General features: G+C 35.0%; 20 protein-coding genes. 10 read left to right on the top strand and 10 right to left on the bottom strand.

Translation table 11 applies throughout. From position 1 onward, the window contains the following. Position 1: 1 nt before the first annotated feature. From ACIDC4_RS04990 to ACIDC4_RS04975, 4 genes are all read right to left on the bottom strand, one after another. On the bottom strand, positions 2 to 448 hold the full coding sequence (locus ACIDC4_RS04990) for a GNAT family N-acetyltransferase (RefSeq protein WP_412042007.1): 447 nt from the start codon (positions 446 to 448) through the stop codon (positions 2 to 4). A gap of 182 nt (positions 449 to 630) precedes the next feature. Beyond that, positions 631 to 972: a hypothetical protein gene (locus ACIDC4_RS04985; protein ID WP_412042006.1), complete on the bottom strand. Its 342-nt coding sequence runs from the start codon at positions 970 to 972 to the stop codon at positions 631 to 633. Positions 973 to 992: 20 nt separating this feature from the next. Continuing rightward, positions 993 to 2,309, bottom strand: a complete 1,317-nt coding sequence (locus ACIDC4_RS04980; RefSeq protein WP_412042005.1) for an MFS transporter — start codon at positions 2,307 to 2,309, stop codon at positions 993 to 995. Then, the gene (locus ACIDC4_RS04975; protein WP_230036159.1) at positions 2,296 to 3,867 is read right to left on the bottom strand and encodes a glycoside hydrolase family 10-like protein; all 1,572 of its coding nucleotides are present in this window, start codon (positions 3,865 to 3,867) and stop codon (positions 2,296 to 2,298) included. The genes ACIDC4_RS04980 and ACIDC4_RS04975 overlap by 14 nt, the downstream gene beginning before the upstream one ends. A 422-nt stretch (positions 3,868 to 4,289) precedes the next feature. On the opposite strand from ACIDC4_RS04975, the gene ACIDC4_RS04970 reads away from it, so the two are divergent. Together ACIDC4_RS04970 and ACIDC4_RS04965 are read left to right on the top strand one after the other, a co-directional pair. Next, positions 4,290 to 4,847 (top strand): LemA family protein, encoded by a 558-nt coding sequence (locus tag ACIDC4_RS04970; RefSeq protein ID WP_230036161.1) that lies wholly within the window; start codon positions 4,290 to 4,292, stop codon positions 4,845 to 4,847. Continuing rightward, entirely contained in the window at positions 4,847 to 5,803 is a 957-nt protein-coding gene (locus ACIDC4_RS04965) for a DUF3137 domain-containing protein (protein WP_412042004.1), read from the top strand. The genes ACIDC4_RS04970 and ACIDC4_RS04965 overlap by 1 nt, the downstream gene beginning before the upstream one ends. Positions 5,804 to 5,877: 74 nt before the next feature. Here the strand turns inward: ACIDC4_RS04965 and ACIDC4_RS04960 are convergent, their stop codons facing one another. Then, positions 5,878 to 6,618 carry a DUF5131 family protein gene (locus tag ACIDC4_RS04960; protein WP_412042003.1) on the bottom strand — a complete coding sequence of 247 codons (741 nt, stop codon included), beginning with the start codon at positions 6,616 to 6,618 and terminating at the stop codon, positions 5,878 to 5,880. Next, positions 6,615 to 7,712, bottom strand: a complete 1,098-nt coding sequence (tcmP, locus tag ACIDC4_RS04955) for a three-Cys-motif partner protein TcmP (RefSeq protein WP_412042002.1) — start codon at positions 7,710 to 7,712, stop codon at positions 6,615 to 6,617. Before tcmP ends, ACIDC4_RS04960 begins: the two co-directional genes overlap by 4 nt. A 379-nt stretch (positions 7,713 to 8,091) precedes the next feature. Here tcmP and ACIDC4_RS04950 point away from each other — a divergent pair, with 379 nt between their 5' ends. Beyond that, the gene (locus ACIDC4_RS04950) at positions 8,092 to 8,361 is read left to right on the top strand and encodes an immunity protein Imm33 domain-containing protein (RefSeq protein WP_488381129.1); all 270 of its coding nucleotides are present in this window, start codon (positions 8,092 to 8,094) and stop codon (positions 8,359 to 8,361) included. Positions 8,362 to 8,535: 174 nt separating this feature from the next. Next, positions 8,536 to 8,757, top strand: a complete 222-nt coding sequence (locus tag ACIDC4_RS04945) for a hypothetical protein (protein WP_412042000.1) — start codon at positions 8,536 to 8,538, stop codon at positions 8,755 to 8,757. A gap of 430 nt (positions 8,758 to 9,187) precedes the next feature. Here ACIDC4_RS04945 and ACIDC4_RS04940 read toward each other — a convergent pair whose 3' ends face one another. After that, on the bottom strand, positions 9,188 to 9,997 hold the full coding sequence (locus ACIDC4_RS04940) for a mechanosensitive ion channel family protein (RefSeq protein ID WP_412041999.1): 810 nt from the start codon (positions 9,995 to 9,997) through the stop codon (positions 9,188 to 9,190). 202 nt (positions 9,998 to 10,199) lie between these two features. Between ACIDC4_RS04940 and ACIDC4_RS04935 the strand changes: the two genes are divergently transcribed. Both ACIDC4_RS04935 and ACIDC4_RS04930 read left to right on the top strand, forming a co-directional pair. Further along, a complete protein-coding gene (locus ACIDC4_RS04935) occupies positions 10,200 to 13,106 on the top strand; it encodes an FAD-binding and (Fe-S)-binding domain-containing protein (RefSeq protein ID WP_412041998.1) in 2,907 nt (968 codons plus the stop codon). A 514-nt stretch (positions 13,107 to 13,620) separates the two neighbouring features. Further along, the gene (locus tag ACIDC4_RS04930) at positions 13,621 to 15,555 is read left to right on the top strand and encodes an amino acid permease (RefSeq protein ID WP_412041997.1); all 1,935 of its coding nucleotides are present in this window, start codon (positions 13,621 to 13,623) and stop codon (positions 15,553 to 15,555) included. 296 nt (positions 15,556 to 15,851) lie between these two features. Here ACIDC4_RS04930 and ACIDC4_RS04925 read toward each other — a convergent pair whose 3' ends face one another. Beyond that, positions 15,852 to 17,054, bottom strand: a complete 1,203-nt coding sequence (locus ACIDC4_RS04925; RefSeq protein ID WP_412041996.1) for an aminotransferase class I/II-fold pyridoxal phosphate-dependent enzyme — start codon at positions 17,052 to 17,054, stop codon at positions 15,852 to 15,854. Between the two features lie 450 nt (positions 17,055 to 17,504). Between ACIDC4_RS04925 and ACIDC4_RS04920 the strand changes: the two genes are divergently transcribed. The 3 genes from ACIDC4_RS04920 to ACIDC4_RS04910 all read left to right on the top strand — a co-directional run bounded on the left by ACIDC4_RS04920 (position 17,505) and on the right by ACIDC4_RS04910 (position 20,516). Continuing rightward, a complete protein-coding gene (locus ACIDC4_RS04920; protein WP_133509395.1) occupies positions 17,505 to 17,960 on the top strand; it encodes an Lrp/AsnC family transcriptional regulator in 456 nt (151 codons plus the stop codon). Between the two features lie 323 nt (positions 17,961 to 18,283). Then, positions 18,284 to 19,687: a dihydrolipoyl dehydrogenase gene (lpdA, locus tag ACIDC4_RS04915; protein ID WP_072964517.1), complete on the top strand. Its 1,404-nt coding sequence runs from the start codon at positions 18,284 to 18,286 to the stop codon at positions 19,685 to 19,687. A 286-nt stretch (positions 19,688 to 19,973) separates the two neighbouring features. Next, entirely contained in the window at positions 19,974 to 20,516 is a 543-nt protein-coding gene (locus tag ACIDC4_RS04910; RefSeq protein WP_412041995.1) for a lipocalin family protein, read from the top strand. A gap of 84 nt (positions 20,517 to 20,600) precedes the next feature. On the opposite strand, the gene ACIDC4_RS04905 is transcribed toward ACIDC4_RS04910, so the two are convergent. Both ACIDC4_RS04905 and ACIDC4_RS04900 read right to left on the bottom strand, forming a co-directional pair. Then, the gene (locus tag ACIDC4_RS04905; RefSeq protein WP_412041994.1) at positions 20,601 to 20,975 is read right to left on the bottom strand and encodes a DoxX family membrane protein; all 375 of its coding nucleotides are present in this window, start codon (positions 20,973 to 20,975) and stop codon (positions 20,601 to 20,603) included. 209 nt (positions 20,976 to 21,184) lie between these two features. Beyond that, positions 21,185 to 22,081 (bottom strand): DUF4349 domain-containing protein, encoded by an 897-nt coding sequence (locus ACIDC4_RS04900; RefSeq protein WP_412041993.1) that lies wholly within the window; start codon positions 22,079 to 22,081, stop codon positions 21,185 to 21,187. Between the two features lie 186 nt (positions 22,082 to 22,267). On the opposite strand from ACIDC4_RS04900, the gene ACIDC4_RS04895 reads away from it, so the two are divergent. Further along, positions 22,268 to 23,554, top strand: a complete 1,287-nt coding sequence (locus ACIDC4_RS04895; RefSeq protein ID WP_412041992.1) for an anthranilate synthase component I family protein — start codon at positions 22,268 to 22,270, stop codon at positions 23,552 to 23,554. Positions 23,555 to 23,696: the final 142 nt, after the last annotated feature.

Here is a 23,696-nt window from a genome sequence, read left to right as displayed (position 1 = left end):
ATTATAAAGTCTTTTTCATACAGACACTATTATCCATCTTTTCGTAAGGCGGATAATTTGGAATTATGGTATAATTTAGTTTTTGATATAAGTTGATGGCTTCGGGCTGGTTTTTTCCGGTTTCGAGAATAGTATAGGCATAACCGACTTCTTTCGCCCAAATTTCTAATGCTGCTAAAACTGCAGAAGCAATTCCTTTTTTGCGATGCTCAGGATGCACGTACATTCGTTTGATTTCGACCGTATCTTCTTTTTTTTTCCTAAAAGCGCCGCAACCCACAGCAATATCATTTTCGTAAAAAACGATAACATGTTTTATCGCATCGGTTTTATTAAACTGATTGTAAAAGGCGTGATCTTCTCCGTCTCTGATCGCTAAATCCTGATCGAGTAAAGCAACCAGATTTATAAAATCGATGTCGTCAGAATTGGTTCGTTTTATGCCCATGATTTAGAATGCTTAGATTAGTATCTTTTAATTTTCTAACACATAGAAACATAGTATTTAGTTCTTGGAAAAGGCGTTTCACTTTATTTAAATACACATAGCTATGTGTTGAGAAACGAGTTTCTCTTTTTTATTCTTTTCACACAAAAAAATCTATGTTTCTATGTGTTTAAAAGAATGTTTTATTTCAATTTTGCTTTTTTTTGTTTGGCTAATTGTTTTTTGGTTTCAATAGCTTTCTCTAATCGGTTTTTAAAACGGAACAGTTTCGGTAAACCTTCTAAACGGTCTTCAAGAGTAATTTCTTCATAAACAATAATGGCTTTTTCTAAAACCCTAATCTCATTGTCGAGATCGATTTGGTTTTTGTAGAGAGTTGCCAGTCGGTCATAAGGATGATTTCCTTTAAAACCTTCGCTAATATTTTCTTCGTATAACGCAATTGCTTTCTCAATTTCTCCTGCTTTCTCCAATTCAATTGCTTTCAGGTTTCGTTCAACCTGGATGTTATCATTGATTTCCATGGGCGTTATATGTATAGCTGTTATGCTGTTTTTTTACCGAAATCCTTTGGGAACTCTAAAAATCGGGAAAGAATCAAACCCGGTATTGTAGCCAGAAGAACCCAAATAAAGAAATTTTGATAGCCTAAAAATTCCTGAATGTAACCGCTAAGCATTCCCGGAAGCATCATTCCTAATGCCATAAATCCGGTTGCAAGTGAATAATGTGATGTTTTTGATTCTCCTTCGGCTACATGAATTAAATACATCATAAAACCTGTAAATCCAAAACCGTAACCGAATTGTTCCGCTATAACTACAATGGAAGTGTAAAGGTTAAGATTAGAGTCGAATTCGTAGAAATATAAATTTAAATGAAAATGAAAAAGTTCTACCGGCTGGAAATGCGCCAATCCAACAAATCCAAGAATTGGAAGATGCATAGCTAAAAACATGGGAAGCATGCATTTAGTCAGTCCATATTTTGATATGGCTATTCCAGCAAGAATTCCACCAATAGTCAATGCTGTAATTCCTAATGTTCCGTAGATAATTCCAACGTCTTCAGTTTGTAGCCCCATTCCTCCAACATTTTTAGGATCAACTAAAAAAGGATTTAGCATTTTAAGTAATTGCGATTCTCCTAGACGAAAGACAAGAATAAAAGCTAAAACTAGTCCGATTTGTTTCTTTTTGAAAAAAGTTGCGAAAACTTCACCAAAACTTTTGTTTTCAATTGAGTTGTTATCTAGGATATTGTTTTCTTCTGTTTTTGGAGTAGCAAAAAAATTATATATCGTAACAAAAGTCATTATCAGACCAACGAAAATCATTGTATATGACCAAGCCTTAACGTTATCATTGTACTTATTTTCCAGATGACCAGCAAACAGCACCATAAGTCCACTTCCTGTGAGTCCGGCTAATTTATAAAATGTACTTCTAATACCTAAGAAAAAAGATTGTTGTTCTGGTTTTAATGTTAATAAATAATATCCGTCTGTTGCAACATCATTCGATGCAGAAGCAAATGCAGCAATAGAAAATAAAGCAAGACTTAAAGTTAAGAAATTATTTAAAGGAATAATAAATCCAATAATTAAAAAGGATAGAGAGATTATTATTTGCATCAATAAAAACCATTTTCTTTTGGTACCGTGTAGATCAATAAATGGACTCCACAAAGGCTTAATTACCCAAGGCAGGTAAAAAAGACTTGTATAAAAGCCAACAGATTTATTGTCGATTCCTAATTTCTTGTACATTAAAACCGAAACTGAAATAATTATGGCATAAGGTAAACCAGATGCGAAATTAAGAAGCGGAATCCAAAACCAGGGTTTATTATCTGTTTTCATTAGGCTGAGCAGGTGAATAAAGTTTAAATGTCTTTTTTAAGTCGATCGTAGTTGGGGTACTTTCGTTCGCAAAATAATCAATAAATGTTACAGCGCAAGCTTTATACTGATTCATTTTTTCGGCCGGGATCGAAAACTGGATAGTTCCTTCATTTTCGTAAACCGTGATTTTTTCAATTATTTTACTTGGGTCGTTAATGTCTATTTTCGATGTACTTTCTCCGCCATAAACTACCATATAACGTACCTTTGTATTCAGCGGCGCTTTAATATTAAAGGCATAATGTACGCTGTCTTTTTGATATTCATTCACCACCGGAATATCAATTACAATATGTTTTAAATTAGGAACCGGAGCAGGAAGCGCAGGATATTTATATTGATTTTCTTCTAAAACCCTTACAACATCAGCATTTTTGTTCATGAACCATTTAGAACTGAAATACGCACTTCCGCCTACTTTTTTGAAACTTCTCGCAAAATCAATCTGGGTTGGAATTTCGCTTACAAAGTTCCAGCTTTTGTCACTATCGCCTCTAATTTTATATGAAGCATGACCAATATAAAGAGCCGTATTATTAGAGTTTTCTGACCACCATTTTACTAATTTCGAGTACGAAGCCCTTGGGTTATTCATACTCCAGTACAATTGCGGCAGGATATAATCGATCCACTTTTGGTCCATCCATAAAACAGGATCTGCGTATAAATCATCGTAATTGGATGTCGATTGTGTCTCAGAACCTTTTGGGTCCATTGATTTATTACGCCAAACCCCAAACGGACTGATTCCGAATTGTACCCATGGTTTACTGGCTTTTATCGTAGTCGAAATTGTGTGTACAAAGCTGCTCACATTCGCACGACGCCAGTCCGAAAGGGTTAAACCCGCACCATATTTTCTATACGATGCCGTATCGTTAAACGTTTTTCCGGGTACTGTATAAGGATAAAAATAATCATCAAAATGAATCGCGTCGATATCGTATTTGTCAACCACTTCTTTTACAACTTTGGTCAAATGTTGCTGAACTTCAGGTAATGCAGGGTCGTAATAATATTTTCCGGCATATTCTATCATCCATTCCGGATGTTTAAAAATGTCGTGATTAGGGCTTAAAAGATTTTTGTTTAAATCGAAAGTAGCACGGTACGGATTAAGCCAGGCATGAAATTCAAAACCTCTTTTATGCGCTTCCTCAATCATCCAGGCCAATGTATCGTAATAAGGATTGGGAGCCACACCTTCTTTACCGGTTAAAAAACGTGACCAGGGCGCAAATTCTGATGGGTAGAAAGAATCTCCAACACTTCTAATCTGAACGATTACCGCATTATAATTGAGCTTTTTGTAAGCTTCTAAAATCTCAAGATAATCAGCTTTTTCTTTTTCGACACCGTCAATGGCTGTTTTCGGCCAGTCGATATTGACAACGGTTGCAATCCAGACACCTCTAAATTCGTTTTTAGGGTAAATTATTTTTTCCTGTGCATTAGAAATTAATCCAACGAAAAATAAAAATATAATAGAGAAAAGTACTTGCTGATTTTTATGCATTTCAATCTTTTTTAACAGAAACCAAAAATAGTTTTTTTAGCGGACTATAATAAATAATTAATAATTATAATTTGAACGGTATTTATTTGGTTTTCATATAATAGCTTGTGTTTTTTATGATTTATAATTTTATCGAAAAACAAAGATTGATTTTGAAAACGAAATTTAACCGCAAATTTCCTGTTTGGGTTTCAGTATTTTAAACAATAAACAAAATAAAGGGCAAGCAAATCTAATGCCGAAATCTTCTTGAAAGCGCAATTTTAGGTTTGTTAACCGAAATTCAGGATTTAAATCTCCAATTTAATTACAGTAAAATACATGTTTATATTTTTATCATAATTTAAGAAATACCGTATGAAAATTTAAAAAAGATTCATTTTGTTTTTTATATTTGAACCCAACCAATTAAAACTAAATTCATGTTTGTTATTTTACCCATCCTTATCCTCTTTATCTTTTTATGGATCTTTTATTATAATTCCCTTATCGGAAAAAGAAATCAGGTAACGAATGCTTTTTCGGCTATTGATGTGATGCTGAAAAAACGTTTTGATTTAATTCCGAATCTGGTTGAAATTGTAAAACAATATACAGATTACGAACAAAGTACTTTAACAAAAATCGTTGAGCTTCGTGCCAAAGCAACTTCCGGTTCTGTTAGTGATACCGAAAAAGCAAGTCTTGATGCAGAATTGAGCACTACGGTAAGAGGTTTAATGGTAAATGTCGAGAATTATCCTGATCTAAAAGCAAACGCAAGCTTTACTAATTTGCAAACGACCTGGACAGAAAGCGAAGAACAAATTGCTGCTGCCAGAAGAACCTATAATGCTGTGGTGACAGATTTTAATAACGCTATTATGATGTTTCCTGGTAATTTATTTGCCGGAATGTTGAGTTATACTCCAATCGAAGTTTTGGCAACGGCCGAAGAAGAGCGTAAAAATATTAGTGCAAAAGAGCTTTTTAATCGCTAATGGATTCAGAAATTAGTAATAATCCCGCCTTGCAGGAGGTTTTGAATACATTAGAAGTTGACCGAAAAAAAATTGCGTCGACTTATACCGTTTGTTACACCGTATTTGGTATTGCAGCATTACTTATCGTGGGCGGATTGCTTATAGGAGCCGCAACCGTGGCTATTATATTGAGTTTGATTCCGATAATTGTGGGTATTGTAATGCTTTTTCAGATCGATGGTGATGCCCAAAAATACAAAGTAGCTTATAAAATGAATGTCGTAGCAACGGCATTAAAAAAGATCAACGAAAGCCTCACTTTTGTACCTCAAAGCGGACTTACGGAAGGTGAATTTATAGATTCTGACCTTTTTACAACAGAACCGGATCGCTATAAAACACAGGATTTAATAAGCGGAACTGTCGATAAAACTTCTTTTTCGTTTGCCGAAGTTCACGCCGAATATAAAACCGAAACGCAAACCAAAAACGGAACGCGTACCGAATGGCATACGATTTTTAAAGGAATTATTTTTGTAGCCGACTTTAATAAAAATTTCACGGTTTCGACAGTTGTCAGGCCAAAAAGCTTTGGAAATACGGTTGGCGCATGGTTCTCTAAAAATATTTTCAGTTTTGGAAATACCGAAATTGTTCAGTTAGAAAACACCAATTTCGACAACCAGTTTGTTACTTATTCCAGAAATCAAATCGAGGCAAGATATATCTTAACGCCCGCCATGATGGAAAGAATTTTAGACTTAAACAATAAATCCGACGAAACGATTTCGCTTTCGTTTATAAGTTCAAAAATGTATATCGCTTTCCCGCTAAGCAACAATTACTTCGAAGCGCCTATACATACGTCGCTTTTAGTACCCGATTTACTTACAGATGATCTTTCGATTGTTCAGTTTATGCATGATATTGTTCATGAACTGGATTTGAATACCAGGATTTGGGGGAAGGGGTAGAGCAATTAAATAGAATATTTATAAAATTATTACATAATTTTCAGAAAAAAAAGGTGCTAGCACCATCTGAAAAGTTATGAAGCAAACTCTATCTCTGGCTCCTCATTCCATTCTTTACCCAATAAAACTCTTCCATTTGCTTTTTTACTTCTTTTGACACCATCTTCTCCCCATGTACCCCATTGTTTAAAGAAGAAGGCAACACCCTGTTCATCACATTGCTTTTGAATATCAATTGCCCATTCAGGTTTCATTGGTCTAGCTTTATGTCCGCTCTCACCACCAACAATAACCCAATGAATATTTTTTAAATCTAATTTACCTATATTTCCAATCAAGGGTTCAATAGATAAAAACCTAATTTCGGCATCAATTTTTCGTAGAATATCTATTCTGTTTTTGCATTTTGCATTTTCTACAGTTACACCTAACCAAACGTTTTTAGGTACTTTGCGAGTCTTAAAATAATCATCTAAAATATTTTCTCTTTTTGTTAGAATTTGATATTGATGCTTTTGAGTAGCTTCAATTGTTTGAAAAACCTTATCTAGGAAATCATAAGGCATTTTTTCATGAAATAAATCACTCATCGAATTAACAAAAAACTTTGTAGGTTTTTTTATTTTTTTTGGAAGTTCTAGTCGGTCAGGCATTAAAGTAAATTCAAACCCGTTTTCATATCCAGGAGCACCCATTGCCTGAAGTCTTTTTGCCATAACCTCAGCATAACAGTTTTTACATCCAGATGTAATTTTATTGCATCCAGTGGAAGGATTCCATGTGGCATCAGTCCATTCTATTTTTGAATATTTCACTTTAAATTTATTTTAATATCATTTAGAGTTGCTAAGTTATGTATTTTTTCAGTTTTAGTTTTGACACTCATAATTTTATTCTCTTTTTCAAGCTTTTTTAAGATATCATTGCAGTGCTTAGGTAAGCAGCCAAAATCTAATGTTTGTAAATAAATATTATATAATGAGGATTCCTTTTTATTCAATATAAGATCTCTTAACATAAATTCGAGAACTCCTAACTTCTTAATTGTATTTTCTTCTTCAAAAACGGATAACTGTCCATCTATAATTTTTTCTTCATCAATATTATAGTTCGCATCTCCAGTGTGTGGATTAATCTTCCATCCAACTTTTAAAAATTTTTCCAATCCTAAAGTATGATTTGAACCAAAAATAAGCCCATATATGTTTATGCCTTTTTTTATTGAAAAAGGTGCTAGCATATAGTTTGTGTCAACTAGTGATTTATAGTATTCAAAAACAACTTTATGTGAATGAAAAGGTTTAGAATCCTCAAAATTTTCTTTTGTAATGGATAAATAAGAATTGAATTCGGGTAGTTCGTTGAATCTCCTAACAAAAGAAGATGATATGAAAAAAATAAAATCAGTTCTTTTGAAACTTATAAGTTTTTTAAATATCTCATTAGAAATTTCTTTAATTCCAAATTGATCTAAAATCATTAATTTAGGAAGATTATTATGAGCAATCATCTTTGGATATAATTCAAGAAATAAGACTTGAAAAGGTTTGTTGTATAAGTGAACAAAAATTTTATCTTTATTATATTGAAAATCATTTATATGTTTTGATAGAATTGAAAAAGTTTTTTCATCTTTTTCATTGTAAATTATATTGATCTTTACTTTTGTTTTAGCTATTAATTCTTCATATTCATTCAATACATCTAAAATAATTAAAGGACTTCCAATTGTTCCATTTATATCTTTGCCTTCACCAGAAAAAAAATCATATATAAAAATATTTTCCCAATGAATTGTTTCATATGAAGAAATAAAAACAGGTAACCATTCAACTAAATAATTTCTAAAAATTTCCAACTTAGCTTTTGTACCATCATCGAATGGTTTTCCAAAATGATTTTTTGCCATAACAAATTATTATACTTTTTGTTCTCAAATAATTAAAATATTCCTTGTTTGCTAAGTTACGTTTTTTTTATAATAAAAATACTACATAAAAAACGAATTTGAAATAATTTTTTATGTTATATATATATTGAAAAGTAAAGTTAACTATTTGATTTAATTTTAATTTACGGTTTTCCTTACTCCGATAGCGTTATTTGCAATCAGTGCCCATAAAGAGTGTCCCGCTAGTGCGCGCAAATTAAATCAGGCGAGATGCTTATGTGAACTTCAGAATGTATATAATAATTAATGTCAAAAATGGATTTATAAAAATTCAACAAGATATTTGTAGTAAATATGAGTTTAAATTTGAATCTTGTGAGATGCATCTAAAGTTGGAATCACTTTAGATATAAAAGAAAAAAGTAAAACAATGCCAATACACGCATTGCGACTTCCTATTGAAGGAGGTACAAATGGCTGGTACATCTGGTCAGGAGAATATTTAGAAGATGATAACTTTTTTAAACCAATGCATGCAGAGTATTTAGAGGATTATTGTCCGTTGATACTTCCTTATTTAGGCTTGCCACCAGGAACCAGACTTTTGATTGCTGAAAATGGAGATTATGTAGATGTCTGGGAAGATTTGTTTTTATTGAGTGTTTAAATTTCAAAATAATAAAACCTTCTTATGAAAAAGAGCCCTCAATGCAATCGAGCACCAAAAGAACACATAGATTTACTACCCACTATTTCGCTAATCAATTAGGATAAAATGAATATTATAGTCTGATTGAAAAATATTTTTCTTAAATTAGAGAAACAATTAAATTCAAAAAACATGAATCCATCAAAAATAATAGGAATAATTCTAATCGTTATTAGTCTCGGTGTGGGATATATAGGTATCAACAAAATAGCTGATAATACAAAAGAAATCAATTTATTAGGACTAAAAATTAATGCGTCAAACGAATCCGGTAAACAACAGGGATACCTTTATTTAGGACTGGGCATCATTTTACTTGTGGGCGGAATTTACACTGTCAACAAAACAAAGTAAAGTGCTGTAAGTAGGGATTGTAAATATTGAAGGGCATTGCCGGGTAACTATTTCTTGTCAATTAATTTTACAACAAAACTTCTTATGAAACCTAAAGCCCTAGCCCTGATGGGAGGGAAAATCCTTTTGTGTCCGCCGCGGCGGACACAAAAGATTGGAAGGAAAGCAGGAAATAGCTCCTAATTAAAATTCCAAATTCCAATTTTGCGTTTTCGATAATGTTTGAGTTTTGTTTTCAAAAGCCTTCGACTTCGCTCAGGATGACAATTATAAATTCTAATTTTTAAATCTCAAATTCCAAATTCCAAAACAGAAGAAGCATTATGTTTTCAAAAGCCTTCGACTTCGCCCAGGATGACGACAATCGCGTAAAGCAGAAATCTCAGAAACTTAGCTTCTCAGTATCTTAGTATCTCAGTGTCTCAGAACCTTATTTAAGTACGAATTCATTTTCTTTTAAAGCATTTAGCACTTCAGAAATAATTTTGGAGCGGTTTTCGGCTTTGTTGGTTGCAGTACCGGTTTGCACCCAGTAGCGAATGTTGAGTTGAGCTACGCCGGCGGTGACATCGGTAATTATAGCCGAATCGTTATGATCTTTGTCGGTTACATCGTCGTTGCTCTCGAGAACTTCTTTTACGAGTTCGATAGCACGATTATAATCAGAGCCAAATTCGAGTCCTACGGTAAAAGTCTGCAGGAGAAATCCGGCGTTGTTGTAATTGATGAGCGTATTTTTTATTAAAAGTGCATTGGGGATATAAATAATTTTCGAGTCGCTTTTGACTTCGGTATCACGAAGGTTAAGGTTGATGACTTCGCCTTTTACGCCGTTGCTTTCGATAATATCGCCAATAGAAAACGGACGTTTGAAGGCGAGCAGAATTCCGGCAAGGAAATTTTCGCCAATATCCTTAAGCGCAAAACCAATCACAAAAGCCGAGATTCCGGCACCGGCAAGCATACTTTGTGCGATTCCGTCAAGACCAATGATCTTGAACATGATGAGAACGCCAATAATAATAAGGACAGATTTTATGAGGCGGGCAATAAAAGTCGCCAAAAGTCGGTCGTGCATTCTTACTTTGAGTCGGTTTCCGGCAAAAATACCTACGCGGGTTGCGATAAACCAGGAGACGAGAATTACGGCGACGGCGAGAATAAATTTTGGTGTAAGATCGACAATGCTGTAATAATAGGTTTCTAAATGTTTGAAGACATCTTGCAGAAAATTTTCCATAATTGTAAAAGGCGTAAAAATGTAAAATCTTAAAATTAGTGATTTCCGCATTTCTGCGTTTTACAGAATTAGTCTTTAATTTTATAAAATATGAGGGAAGCGATTACATAAATTGCCAATTTGTACCATTTTACGATGCTATATATTTATATTTGTTGTCTCAGTTTTTGAGGAAATATTTTTTTTAAAACGCACCATTTACATGTTGACCCAATCTCAGTTAGAGCAATTCGCCGGCACGCTCGAAGGCACACTTTTATACGATGATCTTCATAAAACGCTTTATTCGACAGATGCTTCGGTGTACAGGATTAGACCCAAAGCGGTTGCTGTGCCTAAAACGATCGAAGATATTAGTAAAATAATCAGGTTTGCTGCTCAGCATAAAATTTCAATTACGCCAAGAACGGCCGGAACTTCGCTTGCCGGACAAACGGTTGGTGACGGAATTGTGGTCGATGTTTCGAAAAACTTCACCAAAATCCTGAATTTTGACCCGATTAAAAAAACAGTTACGGTGCAGCCCGGTGTGATTCGCGACGAACTGAATTTGTTTCTGAAACCTCACGGCGTATTTTTTGGTCCGAATACTTCGACTACAAACCGCTGTATGATTGGCGGAATGGTGGGGAATAATTCTTCCGGGACAACTTCTATCAGATATGGTGTAACGCGCGATAAAATTGTAGAAATCAAAGGACTTTTGAGCGATGGATCTGAAGTAGTTTTTAAGGATCTTACTTCGGCTGAATTTATGGAGAAAACCAAAGGAAATACTTTAGAAAATAAAATATACAAAAGCCTTTACGATGAACTTTCGGTAAAAGCAACGCAGGACGAAATTATAAAAGAGTTTCCGAAACCGGAAATTCACAGGCGAAATACAGGTTATGCCGTTGATATTCTCTTAAAATCGGATTTATTTGGCGGAACGGAACCAACAATAAACGTGGGGAAATTACTTTGCGGAAGCGAAGGAACTTTGGCTTTTACTTATGAAATTACTTTAAAAGTTGACGATTTGCCGCCTGCGAATAATATTATGGTCGTGGCGCATTATCACAGCATTCAGGAATCGCTGGAATCTGTTGTGGTAGCAATGAAACATCATTTGTACACAGCAGAAATGATCGACGATACGATTTTAGATTGTACCAAAACAAGCAGAGAACATGTAAAAAATAGATTCTTTTTGGTTGGAGAACCCAAAGCAATTATGATGTTTGAAGTGGCTTCGCATGATCCTGAAGATGCAGAAAGACAAGCAAATGCTTTAGTGGCCGATTTAGAAAAAAATAATTTTGGTTACGCGCTCGTAAAAATTTACGGAGCCGATATTGAAAAAGTAAACGAACTTAGAAAAGCGGGTCTCGGACTTTTAGGAAGTATTGTTGGAGACGACAAAGCAGCCGATTCTATTGAAGATACTGCCGTTGAGTTGAGCGATTTACCAGCTTATATTGCGGAGTTTTCGGCAATGATGTTACGTCACGGACAAGGTGCGATTTATTACGCGCATGCCGGAGCGGGAGAATTGCATTTGCGTCCGGTTTTGAATTTGAAGAAAACATCTGACTTAAAATTATTTAGAACCATCGCGACAGATGTGGCGATTTTGGTGAAGAAATACAGAGGTTCGCTAAGTGGTGAACACGGCGACGGAATTGTGCGCGGCGAGTTTATTCCGTTTATGATTGGCGAAACGAATTATGAATTACTGAAAAGAATCAAATTAGCGTTTGACCCGAATTCGGTTTTGAATATCGGGAAGATTGTCAACGCTTTAAAGATGGATGAAAACCATCGTGTAGTTTCGGGCAGGGTAGAACCGGATATTAAAACGTTTCAGGATTTCTCAGACAGTTTAGGCATTTTGCGCGCTGCCGAAAAATGCAACGGATCTGGCGATTGCCGAAAATTGCCATCTGCAGGAGGAGCAATGTGCCCGAGTTATCGTGCGACCAAAAACGAAAAAGAAACAACGCGTGCGAGAGCCAATGCGTTGCGTGAATATTTGACGTATTCGGAGAAAGAAAATAAATTTGACCAGAAAGAACTTTACGAAGTTTTTGAGTTGTGTGTGAGTTGTAAAGCCTGTGCCAGCGAATGTCCGAGTAATGTTGACGTTGCAACTCTTAAAGCTGAATTTTTATACCAATACCAAAAAGCAAACGGTTTCTCGACGCGAAATAAGATTTTTGCCCACAACGCAAAACTGAATAAAATGGGAAGTAAGTTTCCGTCCATCACCAACTTTATTTCGAATCAATCTTTGGTTAAAAAAAGCATGGGGATTGCACCTGAAAGACAAGTTCCGCTTTTGGCAAAAAAGACGTTCAAAAAATGGTACGAGAATCATAAACCGCAAAAAAGCGATTTCCCAAACGGTCAAGTGTATTTGTTTAATGACGAATTCACGAATTATTACGACGTAAACATCGGAATCGACGCTTTTGAGTTATTGACAAAATTGGGTTACGAAGTGCTAATCGTTGATCACGAAGAAAGCGGAAGAACCTATTTATCAAAAGGATTCCTGGAAGAAGCCAAAAAGATTGCGAACATCAACGTAAATATCTTTAAGGATTTAATTTCCGCGAAAGCGCCATTAATAGGTATCGAACCTTCGGCAATTCTGACCTTTAGAGACGAGTATTTGCGTTTGGCTGATGATAAAGAAGCTGCCGAAAAAGTGTCGCAAAGTGCTTTTACCATCGAAGAATTCTTTAAAAAAGAAATCATCGACGGAAAAATAAAACCGGATTCATTCTCTGAAGAAAAGAAAGAAATCAAGATTCACGGACATTGCCATCAAAAATCATTGAGTTCGGTTGAAGCGACTTTCGCGATGTTGAATTTACCAACGAATAATACAGTTACAATTTACAATTCAGGCTGTTGCGGAATGGCAGGATCGTTTGGTTACGAAAAAGAACATTATCAGGTAAGCATGCAAATGGGAGAGGATACCTTATTCCCAAAAGTGCGTGCCACCGCCGAAAATGTAAAAATCGCTGCCGCAGGAACCAGTTGCCGCCATCAAATTTATGACGGAACTAGTAGAGAAGCACAACATCCGGTTAGTATTTTAAGAAGCTGTCTACGTTGAGAGATGGCACACGGATGACACGGATTCACTTCGTGAAAACGCGGATGAACACGGATTTTTTATTTATAAATCTGTATGGAAAGGTTTTGCCACAGATTACAGGATTAAAATGATTTTGCTTCACGCAGATTCTGCAGATTAAAGCAGATTTAATTTAGATTTAATAAATTAATCTGCGCACATCTGCTTAAATCATTTTAAATCTGCGTGAAATTCATATTAAAATAATCTGTGTTAATCATTTTAATCTGTGGCTAAATTTTTTCTCTCGCAGATTTGGCAGATTTAGCAGATTTTTTTTGACAAAGACTAAAAAGAAACCCGCGTTAATCCGTTTTACCAGTTAAAACCCGCGTGCAAAAAAAAACTTTGTGACTTAGCGCCTTCGTGGCAAAAATAATTCACTGATAAAACAAAATCGTTTTATATATTTGAAATCAGGATAATTTTTGCATTATTTGCAAAATAAAACCGCAAACACCGATTTAAATTAATTTTAAAAGTAAAACCATATATGGCATTATCAGGTTTATTCCGAAAAAAAACGGTACAAGATATTCTGAAACAAGTTGCAAAAAACGAAGCAGACGGTCATAATGCATTAGGAAAACATTTAACGACCAAAGATTTAACTGCTTTCGGGATTGCTGCTATTGTAGGAGCCGGAATTTTTAGTACTATCGGAAAAGCCAGTGCTGACGGTGGTCCAGCGGTTATTTTCTTGTTCTTATTTACAGCATTAGCCTGTAGTTTTGCGGCCTTTGCTTACGCCGAATTTGCCTCAATGGTTCCCGTTTCAGGAAGTGCTTATACGTACTCGTATGTTGCTTTTGGAGAACTAATCGCCTGGATAATAGGCTGGGCTTTAATCATGGAATATGCAGTTGGGAATATAACGGTCGCCATATCGTGGAGTGATTATTTTACCGGACTGCTCCAGAGTGGCGGAATTCATCTCCCGCAATGGATTCAGATGGATTATCTAACCGCTTCAAACGGATTCAAAGATGCCACAGCTTTAATGCAGGGCGGAAAATCATACGACAATTTGGGTAGAGGTTTACAGGAAGCGTATACAGCCTGGACAACAGCGCCAACAATTGGATCTTTCCATTTCGTTGCCGATTTGCCGGCATTGTTCATCATTGTTTTAATTACCGCTTTGGTTTACAGAGGTATGAAAGAATCTCGTAACGCAAGTAACTTAATGGTGATTGTAAAACTTTGTATCGTACTTTTAGTAATTGCAGTTGGAGTATTTTATGTAGATACAGCCAATTGGGATCCGTTTGCACCAAATGGAGTAAGTGGTGTTTTAAAAGGAGTTTCAGCCGTTTTCTTTGCTTATATTGGTTTCGATGCGATCTCAACAACTGCCGAAGAATGTAAAAATCCGCAACGTGATTTACCACGTGGTATGATGTGGGCGATTATTATTTGTACTATTTTATATATTGCCATTGCCTTGGTTTTAACCGGAATGGTGCGTTATAACGAACTAAATGTTGGAGATCCTCTGGCGTTTGTTTTCGATAAATTAAACCTTAAATGGATGTCAGGAATTATAGCCGTAAGTGCTGTAGTGGCTATGGCGAGCGTTCTTTTGGTTTTCCAGATGGGACAACCTCGTATCTGGATGAGTATGAGCCGTGATGGTTTATTGCCAAAGAAATTTTCTACTGTGCATCCAAAATTCAAAACACCTTCATTTGCAACTATTGTAACCGGTTTTGTTGTTGCAGTTCCAGCCTTGTTCCTGAACCTGACGATGGTTACGGATTTATGTAGTATTGGGACATTATTTGCCTTTGTATTGGTTTGTGCAGGAGTTTTGGTTTTACAAAATAAACCGGAGATTCCAAGAGGGAAATTCAAAACACCTTATGTAAATTCCAAATTTATCTTGCCTGTTTTAATGATTGCCGGATTGTATTATGCTTTCGCCTTCAACAGTAAAGCGACAATGGCTTTTATAAATAATGATGCACAAACAAACGATGCAACGACGATTATTACCTCTCTCGACAAAGAACAATCAGCGAGAGTTTTCAATTATTTAGAAAGTATCGATGTTCAAAATAAAACCGCAAAAACTGCCGATTTAGAACATTTACTAAGTCAATACCAAGACAACGATGCTAAATACGCTGAGGTTGTAAAAGGATTGCCAATCAGTGATTCCTTAAAATACGAATCAGGTTTTAGCTTATTCAAACACAAAATCCCAATGTGGATATTCCTTTTCGTTTTAGTTGGTTTAGCCGTTTGGGCTTTCAGAAAAAATCTGTCTTTAATTCCGCTTTTAGGATTAATCTGTTGCCTTTACATGATGGCAGAATTAAGCGTTTGGAACTGGATTTATTTCACCATCTGGTTACTAATCGGACTTGTGATTTACTTTACCTACAGTAGAAAAAACAGTAAACTTAATTTCCCTGCAGAAGCATAGATAATTATTAATTGTGAATTATAAATTATAAATGAGAAAGCCGTTCTGATCGATTTCAGAACGGCTTTTTATTTTTTGCCACAGATTAGAGGATTAATATGATTTTGTTTCACGCAGATTGCTTCGCCTGTTCGCTGTCGCTCGGGTCTGCAGATTTAAGCAGATTGAAATAGATTTTTTTTTAGGCTTACAATAATAAATAAATCTGCGTTGATCTGCTTCAATCTTTTAAAATCTGCGTGAAATAACTTAGTGCATCTCTGTGAAAACTCTCCGGGAATCTCTCTGAAATAAACCTATAGAACCCCTAATTCCACCATACAAGCCTTCATCATCTCATAAGTACGCTCAATATCGTTATCCAACCCAATCGAAAAACGAATCAAACCATCCGTCAAACCCATTTCGTGTTGTTCTTCCAGCGGAATCTCACTCGAAGTCGAAGTTCCCGGCGCGCTAAAAAGCGTTTTGTAAAACCCTAAACTTACCGCCAAATAACCCAAATTTCTGGCTTGCATCAATTCCATCAATTCATTGGCTTTCTCCAAAGTACCAACGTCAATTGTCAGCATTCCTCCAAAACCATATTCAGGATTAATCATCGTTTTGTATAATTCATGACTCGGGTGACTTTTCAATCCCGGATAAACCGTTTTAAGTCCGTCTTTTTCGAATTTGTCAGCTAAAACATGCGCATTATGACTGTGTTGTTTGATACGAATATGCAACGTACGAAGATTCTTCATCACCGAAGCTGATCGTAAACTATCCATCGTTGGCCCCAAAAGCATACTCGCGCCGGAGTTTACGTTTTTCAGCCCATTGATAAATTCTTTCGAAGCACAAGTCACACCACCAACCGTATCGCTGCTTCCGTTAATGTATTTTGTCAAACTATGAATCACAATGTCAGCGCCTAATTTTGCTGGAGAAACAGACAGAGGCGAAAAGGTATTATCCACCACTAATTTCAAATTATGTTTTTTAGCGATCTTTGCCAAACCAGCAATATCAGCTACTTCCAATAACGGATTACTTACCGTTTCGCAATACAAAACTTTCGTTTTTGGTGTAATCGCAGCTTCTACAATATCCAGTTTTGTAATGTCTACAAAGCTCGTTTCAATGCCAAAACGGGGCGTAAAATTTTTCAAAAAAGCATACGTTCCGCCATAAATAGTTCGGCTTGAAACAATATGATCGCCCGCGCCACACAATTGTAATAGAGTAGGCGTAATCGCGCCCATTCCCGAAGCTGAAACATTTGCCGTTTCCGTGCCTTCCATCGCTGCCAAAGCCTGATCCAGATATAAATTACTAGGCGAAGAATGGCGCGAATACAAATAACAGCCCTCCATATTTCCCTCAAAAGTATCGAACATCGTTTTTGCCGAAAGAAAAGTGTAAGTCGAAGAATCAGAAATCGAAGGATTCACACCCCCAAATTCCCCAAAGTATTGCAAATCCTGAATTTTATCTGCTGGGTTAAAGTTTTTCATATAGTTTATTGTTTGTGGTTTGTTGTTTATCGTTTGTTGTTATTTGAAATTGAGTTTGTCATTGATATTTTCATTGGAATTTGGAATTTAAAATTTGGGATTTGATTTTAATCAGGAGCTATTTCCAGCTTTCCGTTTCATCCCGATAGCTATCGGGACATAAAAAAGGCAAAGTTTCCAATGGTCTAAAAAGAGCTTCCGTTGGTCGCTTTTTTAGACCAGGAAACTTTTGCCTTTTTTACTCCGGGCTTTCCTCTACAATCTGGGCTATGAAACCTGTTTTCAAAAGAAATCCTATTCAAAATAACGTTTATTAAGAAAATTAATCAATCATAAAGTTTATAATTAGATTTTAAAACTATATAATGATTTAGTAAAGATTATTTATCTAAATTTGATTTAGAAATACCAAATCGATAGATTTTCTTTCATTTCCTAAAATCATCAAAAATGACATTAGACGCTACAGATAAAAAACTCCTCGTTTTATTACAAACCGACAGTAAAAAAACAACCAAAGAATTATCCTTAAAACTGAATCTGTCAGTAACCGCAGTTTACGAACGCATCAAAAAGTTAGAGCGCGAAGGAATTATCAAAAACTACGTAGCATTAGTAGATAAAACCAAAATAGATAAAGGATTTGTAGTTTTCTGCCATTTAAAACTCATTCAACACACCAAAGAATTCCTAACCAAATTCGAAAGCGAAGTCATCAAACTCAACGAAGTCTTAGAATGCCATCACGTAAGCGGCGATTACGATTACATCCTGAAAGTATTAGTAAAAGATATGGAAGAATACAGGGAATTTTTAGTAACTAAATTAACCTCTTTGCAACACATTGGCAGCACGCAAAGTATGTTTATGATTAGCGAAGTGAAGAATTCGACGGTGATTTTTTAAAGATACTAAGGTTCTGAGTTGCTAAGGTTCTAAGTTTTTAGTTTCAGAGCGACAAAGGTTTTTGGGTTTCAGGTATCAAGTTTTAGGTTGCTTGCTTTGTGTTCTTAACTTTGCTTAGCAAAAACTTAAATAAAACTTTGCGAACCTTTGCGTAAATCTTAGCGCTCTTTGCGGTAAAATTCGCATTGTAAAAAAACTTCGTGTCTTAGAGTCTTCGTGGCAAAACACAAACCCAAAATTTCACACAAAAAACATTGGCATTTAAACTTTAAACAAAACTTTATTCCTTAATTTTGTATCGCTAAAAATAAAATTTACAAACTATGAGTTCATTTGACGTAGTCATTATAGGTTCAGGTCCTGGCGGATATGTATCAGCAATTCGTTGCGCACAATTAGGTTTCAAAACAGCAATTGTAGAAAAGTATAACTCTCTTGGCGGAACCTGCCTTAACGTAGGTTGTATCCCTTCAAAAGCATTATTATCTTCTTCTCATCATTATGCAGAAATTGCTCATTTTGCAGATCACGGAATCGAGGTTTCGGGAGATGTAAAAATCAATTTAGAGAAAATGATCGCGCGTAAACAAGCCGTTGTAGATCAAACCGTAGGTGGAATCAACTACTTAATGGATAAAAATAAAATCACTGTTTTTAATGGTTTAGGTTCTTTTGTAGACGCAACGCACATTGCAGTTGCAAAAGCTGACGGAACATCAGAAACTATCGAAACTAAATATGCTGTAATCGCTACAGGTTCAAAACCATCTTCTTTACCGTTCATCAAAATCGATAAAGAAAGAATCATCACTTCTACTGAAGCTTTGGCTTTAAAAGAAGTTCCAAAACACTTGGTAATTATTGGTGGTGGAGTTATCGGAATTGAGCTTGGACAAGTTTACTTACGTTTAGGCGCTCAGGTTTCTGTAGTGGAATTCATGGACAGAATCATTCCTGGAATGGATAGTTCTTTGTCTAAAGAATTGACTAAAGTGTTGAAAAAACAAGGAATGAAATTCTACGTTTCTCACAAAGTAAAATCAGTAGAAAGAAACGGCGATGCTGTTGTAGTTCAGGCTGAAAATGCAAAAGGAGAAACAATCACTCTTGAAGGAGATTATTCATTAGTTTCTGTTGGTCGTCGTCCGTACACAGACGGATTGAACGCTGACAAAGCAGGAGTAAAAATTTCAGACAGAGGACAAGTTGAAGTAAACGATCATTTACAAACAAATGTTCCAAATATTTACGCAATTGGAGATGTTGTTCGTGGAGCAATGTTGGCACATAAAGCAGAGGAAGAAGGAACTATGGTTGCTGAAATCTTAGCAGGTCAAAAACCACATATCGATTATAACTTAATTCCTGGTGTAGTGTACACTTGGCCGGAAGTTGCTGCAGTTGGACAAACTGAAGAGCAGGTAAAAGCTTCAGGAACGGAGTATAAAGTGGGAAGTTTTCCTTTCAAAGCATTAGGTCGTGCAAGAGCTAGTGGAGATCTTGACGGATTTGTAAAAATCATTGCTGATGCTAAAACTGATGAAGTTTTAGGAGTTCACATGATTGGAGCACGTACAGCTGATTTAATTGCTGAGGCAGTTACAGCAATGGAATTCAAAGCGTCTGCTGAAGATATTTCAAGAATGAGCCATGCGCATCCAACTTTCGCGGAAGCGGTAAAAGAAGCAGCATTGGCCGCTACAGATAATAGAGCTTTACACGTATAATCTACGGACATCATAATTTAAAACCGCCATTCCAATATTTTTGGGATTGGCGGTTTTTTATTGTTTTATTTATGCTGTCCCTACGGGATACTTTTATCAACCACTTTTTTTTCCCTACCAATATTAAACTCCTAACGGAGTTGAATGAACTTAAAGCATAACATATAAATTTTATATCTCGGAGAGATTATATATTGGTAGCAGAAAAAATATAAAATCAGATAGAAATGTTGTAAATTAAATTTAGGTTTCTCAGGTTATCTTTACAAGTCTAAAAGATAATATTATGAAAAATAGATATATAGCTCCGGTTCTTATTGGGGCAGGAGTTGCACTTGCGCTTTATTCCTGTGGAGCGACAATTCCGGAAAAAGCAAAAGCAGTCACTAATTTTGACAAATCGAAATACTTAGGAAAATGGTACGAAATTGCCAGACTGGATTTTAAGTATGAAAAAGATCTCAACAATGTCACAGCCGAATATTCTTTAAACGATAACGGAACGATAAGAGTAGATAATAAGGGCTACAATGTCAAAAAAGACAAATGGGAAGAAAGCATAGGAAAAGCCAAATTTGTCAAAAAAGACAATATTGGTATGCTTAAGGTCTCATTTTTTGGTCCTTTTTATGCCGGATACAATGTAATTGCTATTGATGAAAATTACAAGTATGCACTTGTTGCCGGTGAAAATTTAAAATACATGTGGTTACTTTCAAGAGAAACTACAATGCCGGAAAGTATAAAAGCAGACTACCTGATTAAAGCTCAGGATATTGGTTATAAAGTAACAGATCTGGTTTGGACAGAACACAATAAGGCAAATTAATAGAGATTATAACGTTGAGTCTTTATTAAATAAGAAACCCGATGCTCAAGAAAGTATCGGGTTTCTGTATTTTAAATATAAAGATTATCTGGTAAAAACTGATTTATAATTATCCCAATATCTGTAAATCAAGAATAAGTTAGCCAGGAACAATAAAACCGCAATTGGTAAACCTTCCGGAGCTAAAAAATAATTGATGAACAAAATGTTTACCGTAATAGGTAAGATCAAAATATTGGCCAATGTTACATAACGCCCGGTTACAAAAGCAATTCCGCAAAGCAATTCAATCGACTTTGCTAAAGGCATAATATACGTAGAGGCCATTAAACCAACATTAAAAGCTTTAAAGTTTCCTGTTGTTTCCTGTTCAGGTGCCAGATGAAAGAAATAACTTATCGAAGCAAAAAGCAATAAAAGACCAATTAAAACGCGGACAATAATGGTAGCGATTTTCATAATAGTAGATTTAATAAGGTTAAAAAAATATAATTTATTTGCTGATAAACATCTTAAATCTGAATTCCCTAATAAAATGAAAATCTGTTTTTATCGTTATTTTATTGAGGATTCAATAATCATTATAACTTTAAATTGTATTTAATTTAATGCTATATCAAATATAACGAATTTTTCATTATGAAATTGCTAATTTATTAACACTTTTCTTATTTCTTCCCGTATTTTTTATAAAGAAAAAATCCACCTAAACCAATTAAAATGAATGGCCAAAGATTAATTAAGAAAATAAAAACTGATTCAAGAATATACCAGCCATTTTTAAGCGAATCGAGAATTTGCAAACATAGATTTGGTTTGTAAGCATTGCTGTTTTTCTCGCTTGCCATTGTTTCTTGTCTGATGGTTTCATTTTGATAAAGCTGCAAAGTAATAGTGCTAAAATTAATCTGATCTTTTAATGATAAATTATCAATGGTACGATTGTCGTTGGCTTCTTTTTGGTTGGCCAGCGTATTTTCGGCTTCAATAACATCATTTAGTTTTTTGCCTTTGGCATCAATTGCATTTTCAACTCTTTTTTCGTTCGTTGCACTTCTTTTTTGCGAAAGCTGATTCGATAATAATTTCAATGAAACATCATCGGCTTTAATTACCCTGAAATCAAGAAAATCAATTTGTTTGGCAATAGTTTTTATAACAGTATCAAGCTGCGTGTTAGGAACACGAATTGTAATATTATTTTCGACCGTATATTTCGTAGTTTCAAGCGTACTATCCTGACTGATTTTCGTTTTAATCTGATCGTGAATATTGCTTTGTAAATTGGTGTAGGTAACATAACCGCCAAATTTTTGAGTAGCGTTTTCAATTGCATAGGTAGACTTGACGACATTCTTGACCTTGAATTTAATATCGGCAGTTCGAATAAATTTTTGCTTACTGTTTTTATCGACTACCGCTGCCGATGATGAAACAGCCGTACTATCTGCTGAAACTTTCATATCTGCCGATTCTCCATACGAAGAATTATCAGCTTTTTTACAAGAAAATAGTAATGCGATGATTACTACAGAAGTCAATCCTAATTTTGCAATTGTTTTCATGGGTTTTTTAAAATTTGATTAATAAATAATGTTTTTTAGAGTTATTAATTGTGATTTTATGTTAAAAATCTGCTTTCATAATAAGTCTTAATTCGGTGTACTAAAAAGTGTGCCAATAATTTTTGAGTATTATTTTATCGAAGGATTTTTTTTGTCGTAATTTTGAAATCTAAAAATTATACTTTTTTGAGAGTTTCTATTCATAAACATATTTCAAATCCAGAGCACTTTAAACAACAACTTTTAAGCTGGTCGCAACAATTTCGCGAGGTCATTTTTCTGGATAGTAATTCGTATCCGCAAGAATATTCCAGTTTTGATTGTGTCTTGGCTGTGGATGCTTTTACATCTTTAAAAACCGATTTTCATAACGCTTTCGAGGATTTAAAACAATATCAGCAAACGACCAAAGACTGGCTTTTTGGTTATCTTACATATGATTTAAAAAATGATGTTGAACCGTTAAAATCTTCTAATTTTGACGGTTTAGATTTTCCGGATTTGTTTTTCTTTCAACCAAAAAAAATATTTTTATTGAAAGAAAATCAACTCGAAATTCAGTATTTATTGCTTTGTGATGATGAGGTTGAAGATGATTTTGAGGAAATAGTTAAAAGTAATGATGAGCTGTTTGTTACACTGAGCGGATTCGAAGTGGAGCAACGAATTTCAAAAGAATTTTATATCGAAAAAGTAACAAAAATGCTGCATCACATTCACGTAGGTGATATGTACGAAGCGAATTTTTGTATGGAATTTTATGCTGAAAATGCAGTTATAAATCCGCTTGAAAAATTTCAGAAACTAAATGGCATTTCGCAAGCGCCGTTTTCTGTTTTCTTTAAAAATAATAAACAATTTCTGCTTTCTGCTTCGCCTGAAAGATATTTAAAAAGAGTAGGAGAGACTTTGATTTCGCAACCTATAAAAGGAACTTCAAAACGATTTTTAGATCCTGTTGAAGATGAAAAATCAAAACAATTTCTGGAATCCGACTCAAAAGAACGTGCAGAGAATATCATGATAACCGATTTGGTACGAAATGATTTATCACACACGGCGCAAAAAGGTTCGGTTGAGGTTGTTGAACTTTGTAAAATCTATTCATTTTTGCAAGTGCATCAAATGATTTCTACTATAACTTCAAAATTAGATCCGCAATATTCGCCAATCGATGTTTTAAAAACCACTTTCCCAATGGGAAGTATGACGGGCGCTCCAAAGATTTCGGTAATGAATATTATCGAAAATCTCGAAGAAACCAAACGCGGTTTGTATAGCGGATCGATTGGATATTTTACTCCGGAAGGCGATTTCGATTTTAATGTCGTTATCAGAAGTATTTTGTACAATCAAGAGAATCAATATGTTTCGTTTTCTGTGGGAAGTGCAATTACAGCACAATCAATTCCTGAAAATGAATATGAAGAATGTTTGTTGAAGGCGAAAGCGATGCATGAAGTTTTAAGATAAAAAAGGTTTCCCACGAATTATTTTTGCCGCAAGGACACTAAGACGCAAAGTTTTTTAATCTTTTTAATCCTTTAATCTGTGGCAAAATAAATCTGCACAATCTGCGTGAAAATAATTAGCGAAAATTCGTGTAATTCGCGGC

Origin of the sequence: Flavobacterium sp. C3NV, assembly GCF_046825355.2 — a bacterium.
GTDB lineage: Bacteria > Bacteroidota > Bacteroidia > Flavobacteriales > Flavobacteriaceae > Flavobacterium.
The sequence above is the reverse complement of the archived record's forward strand: the minus strand, read 5'-3'. Positions and strand labels throughout refer to the sequence as shown.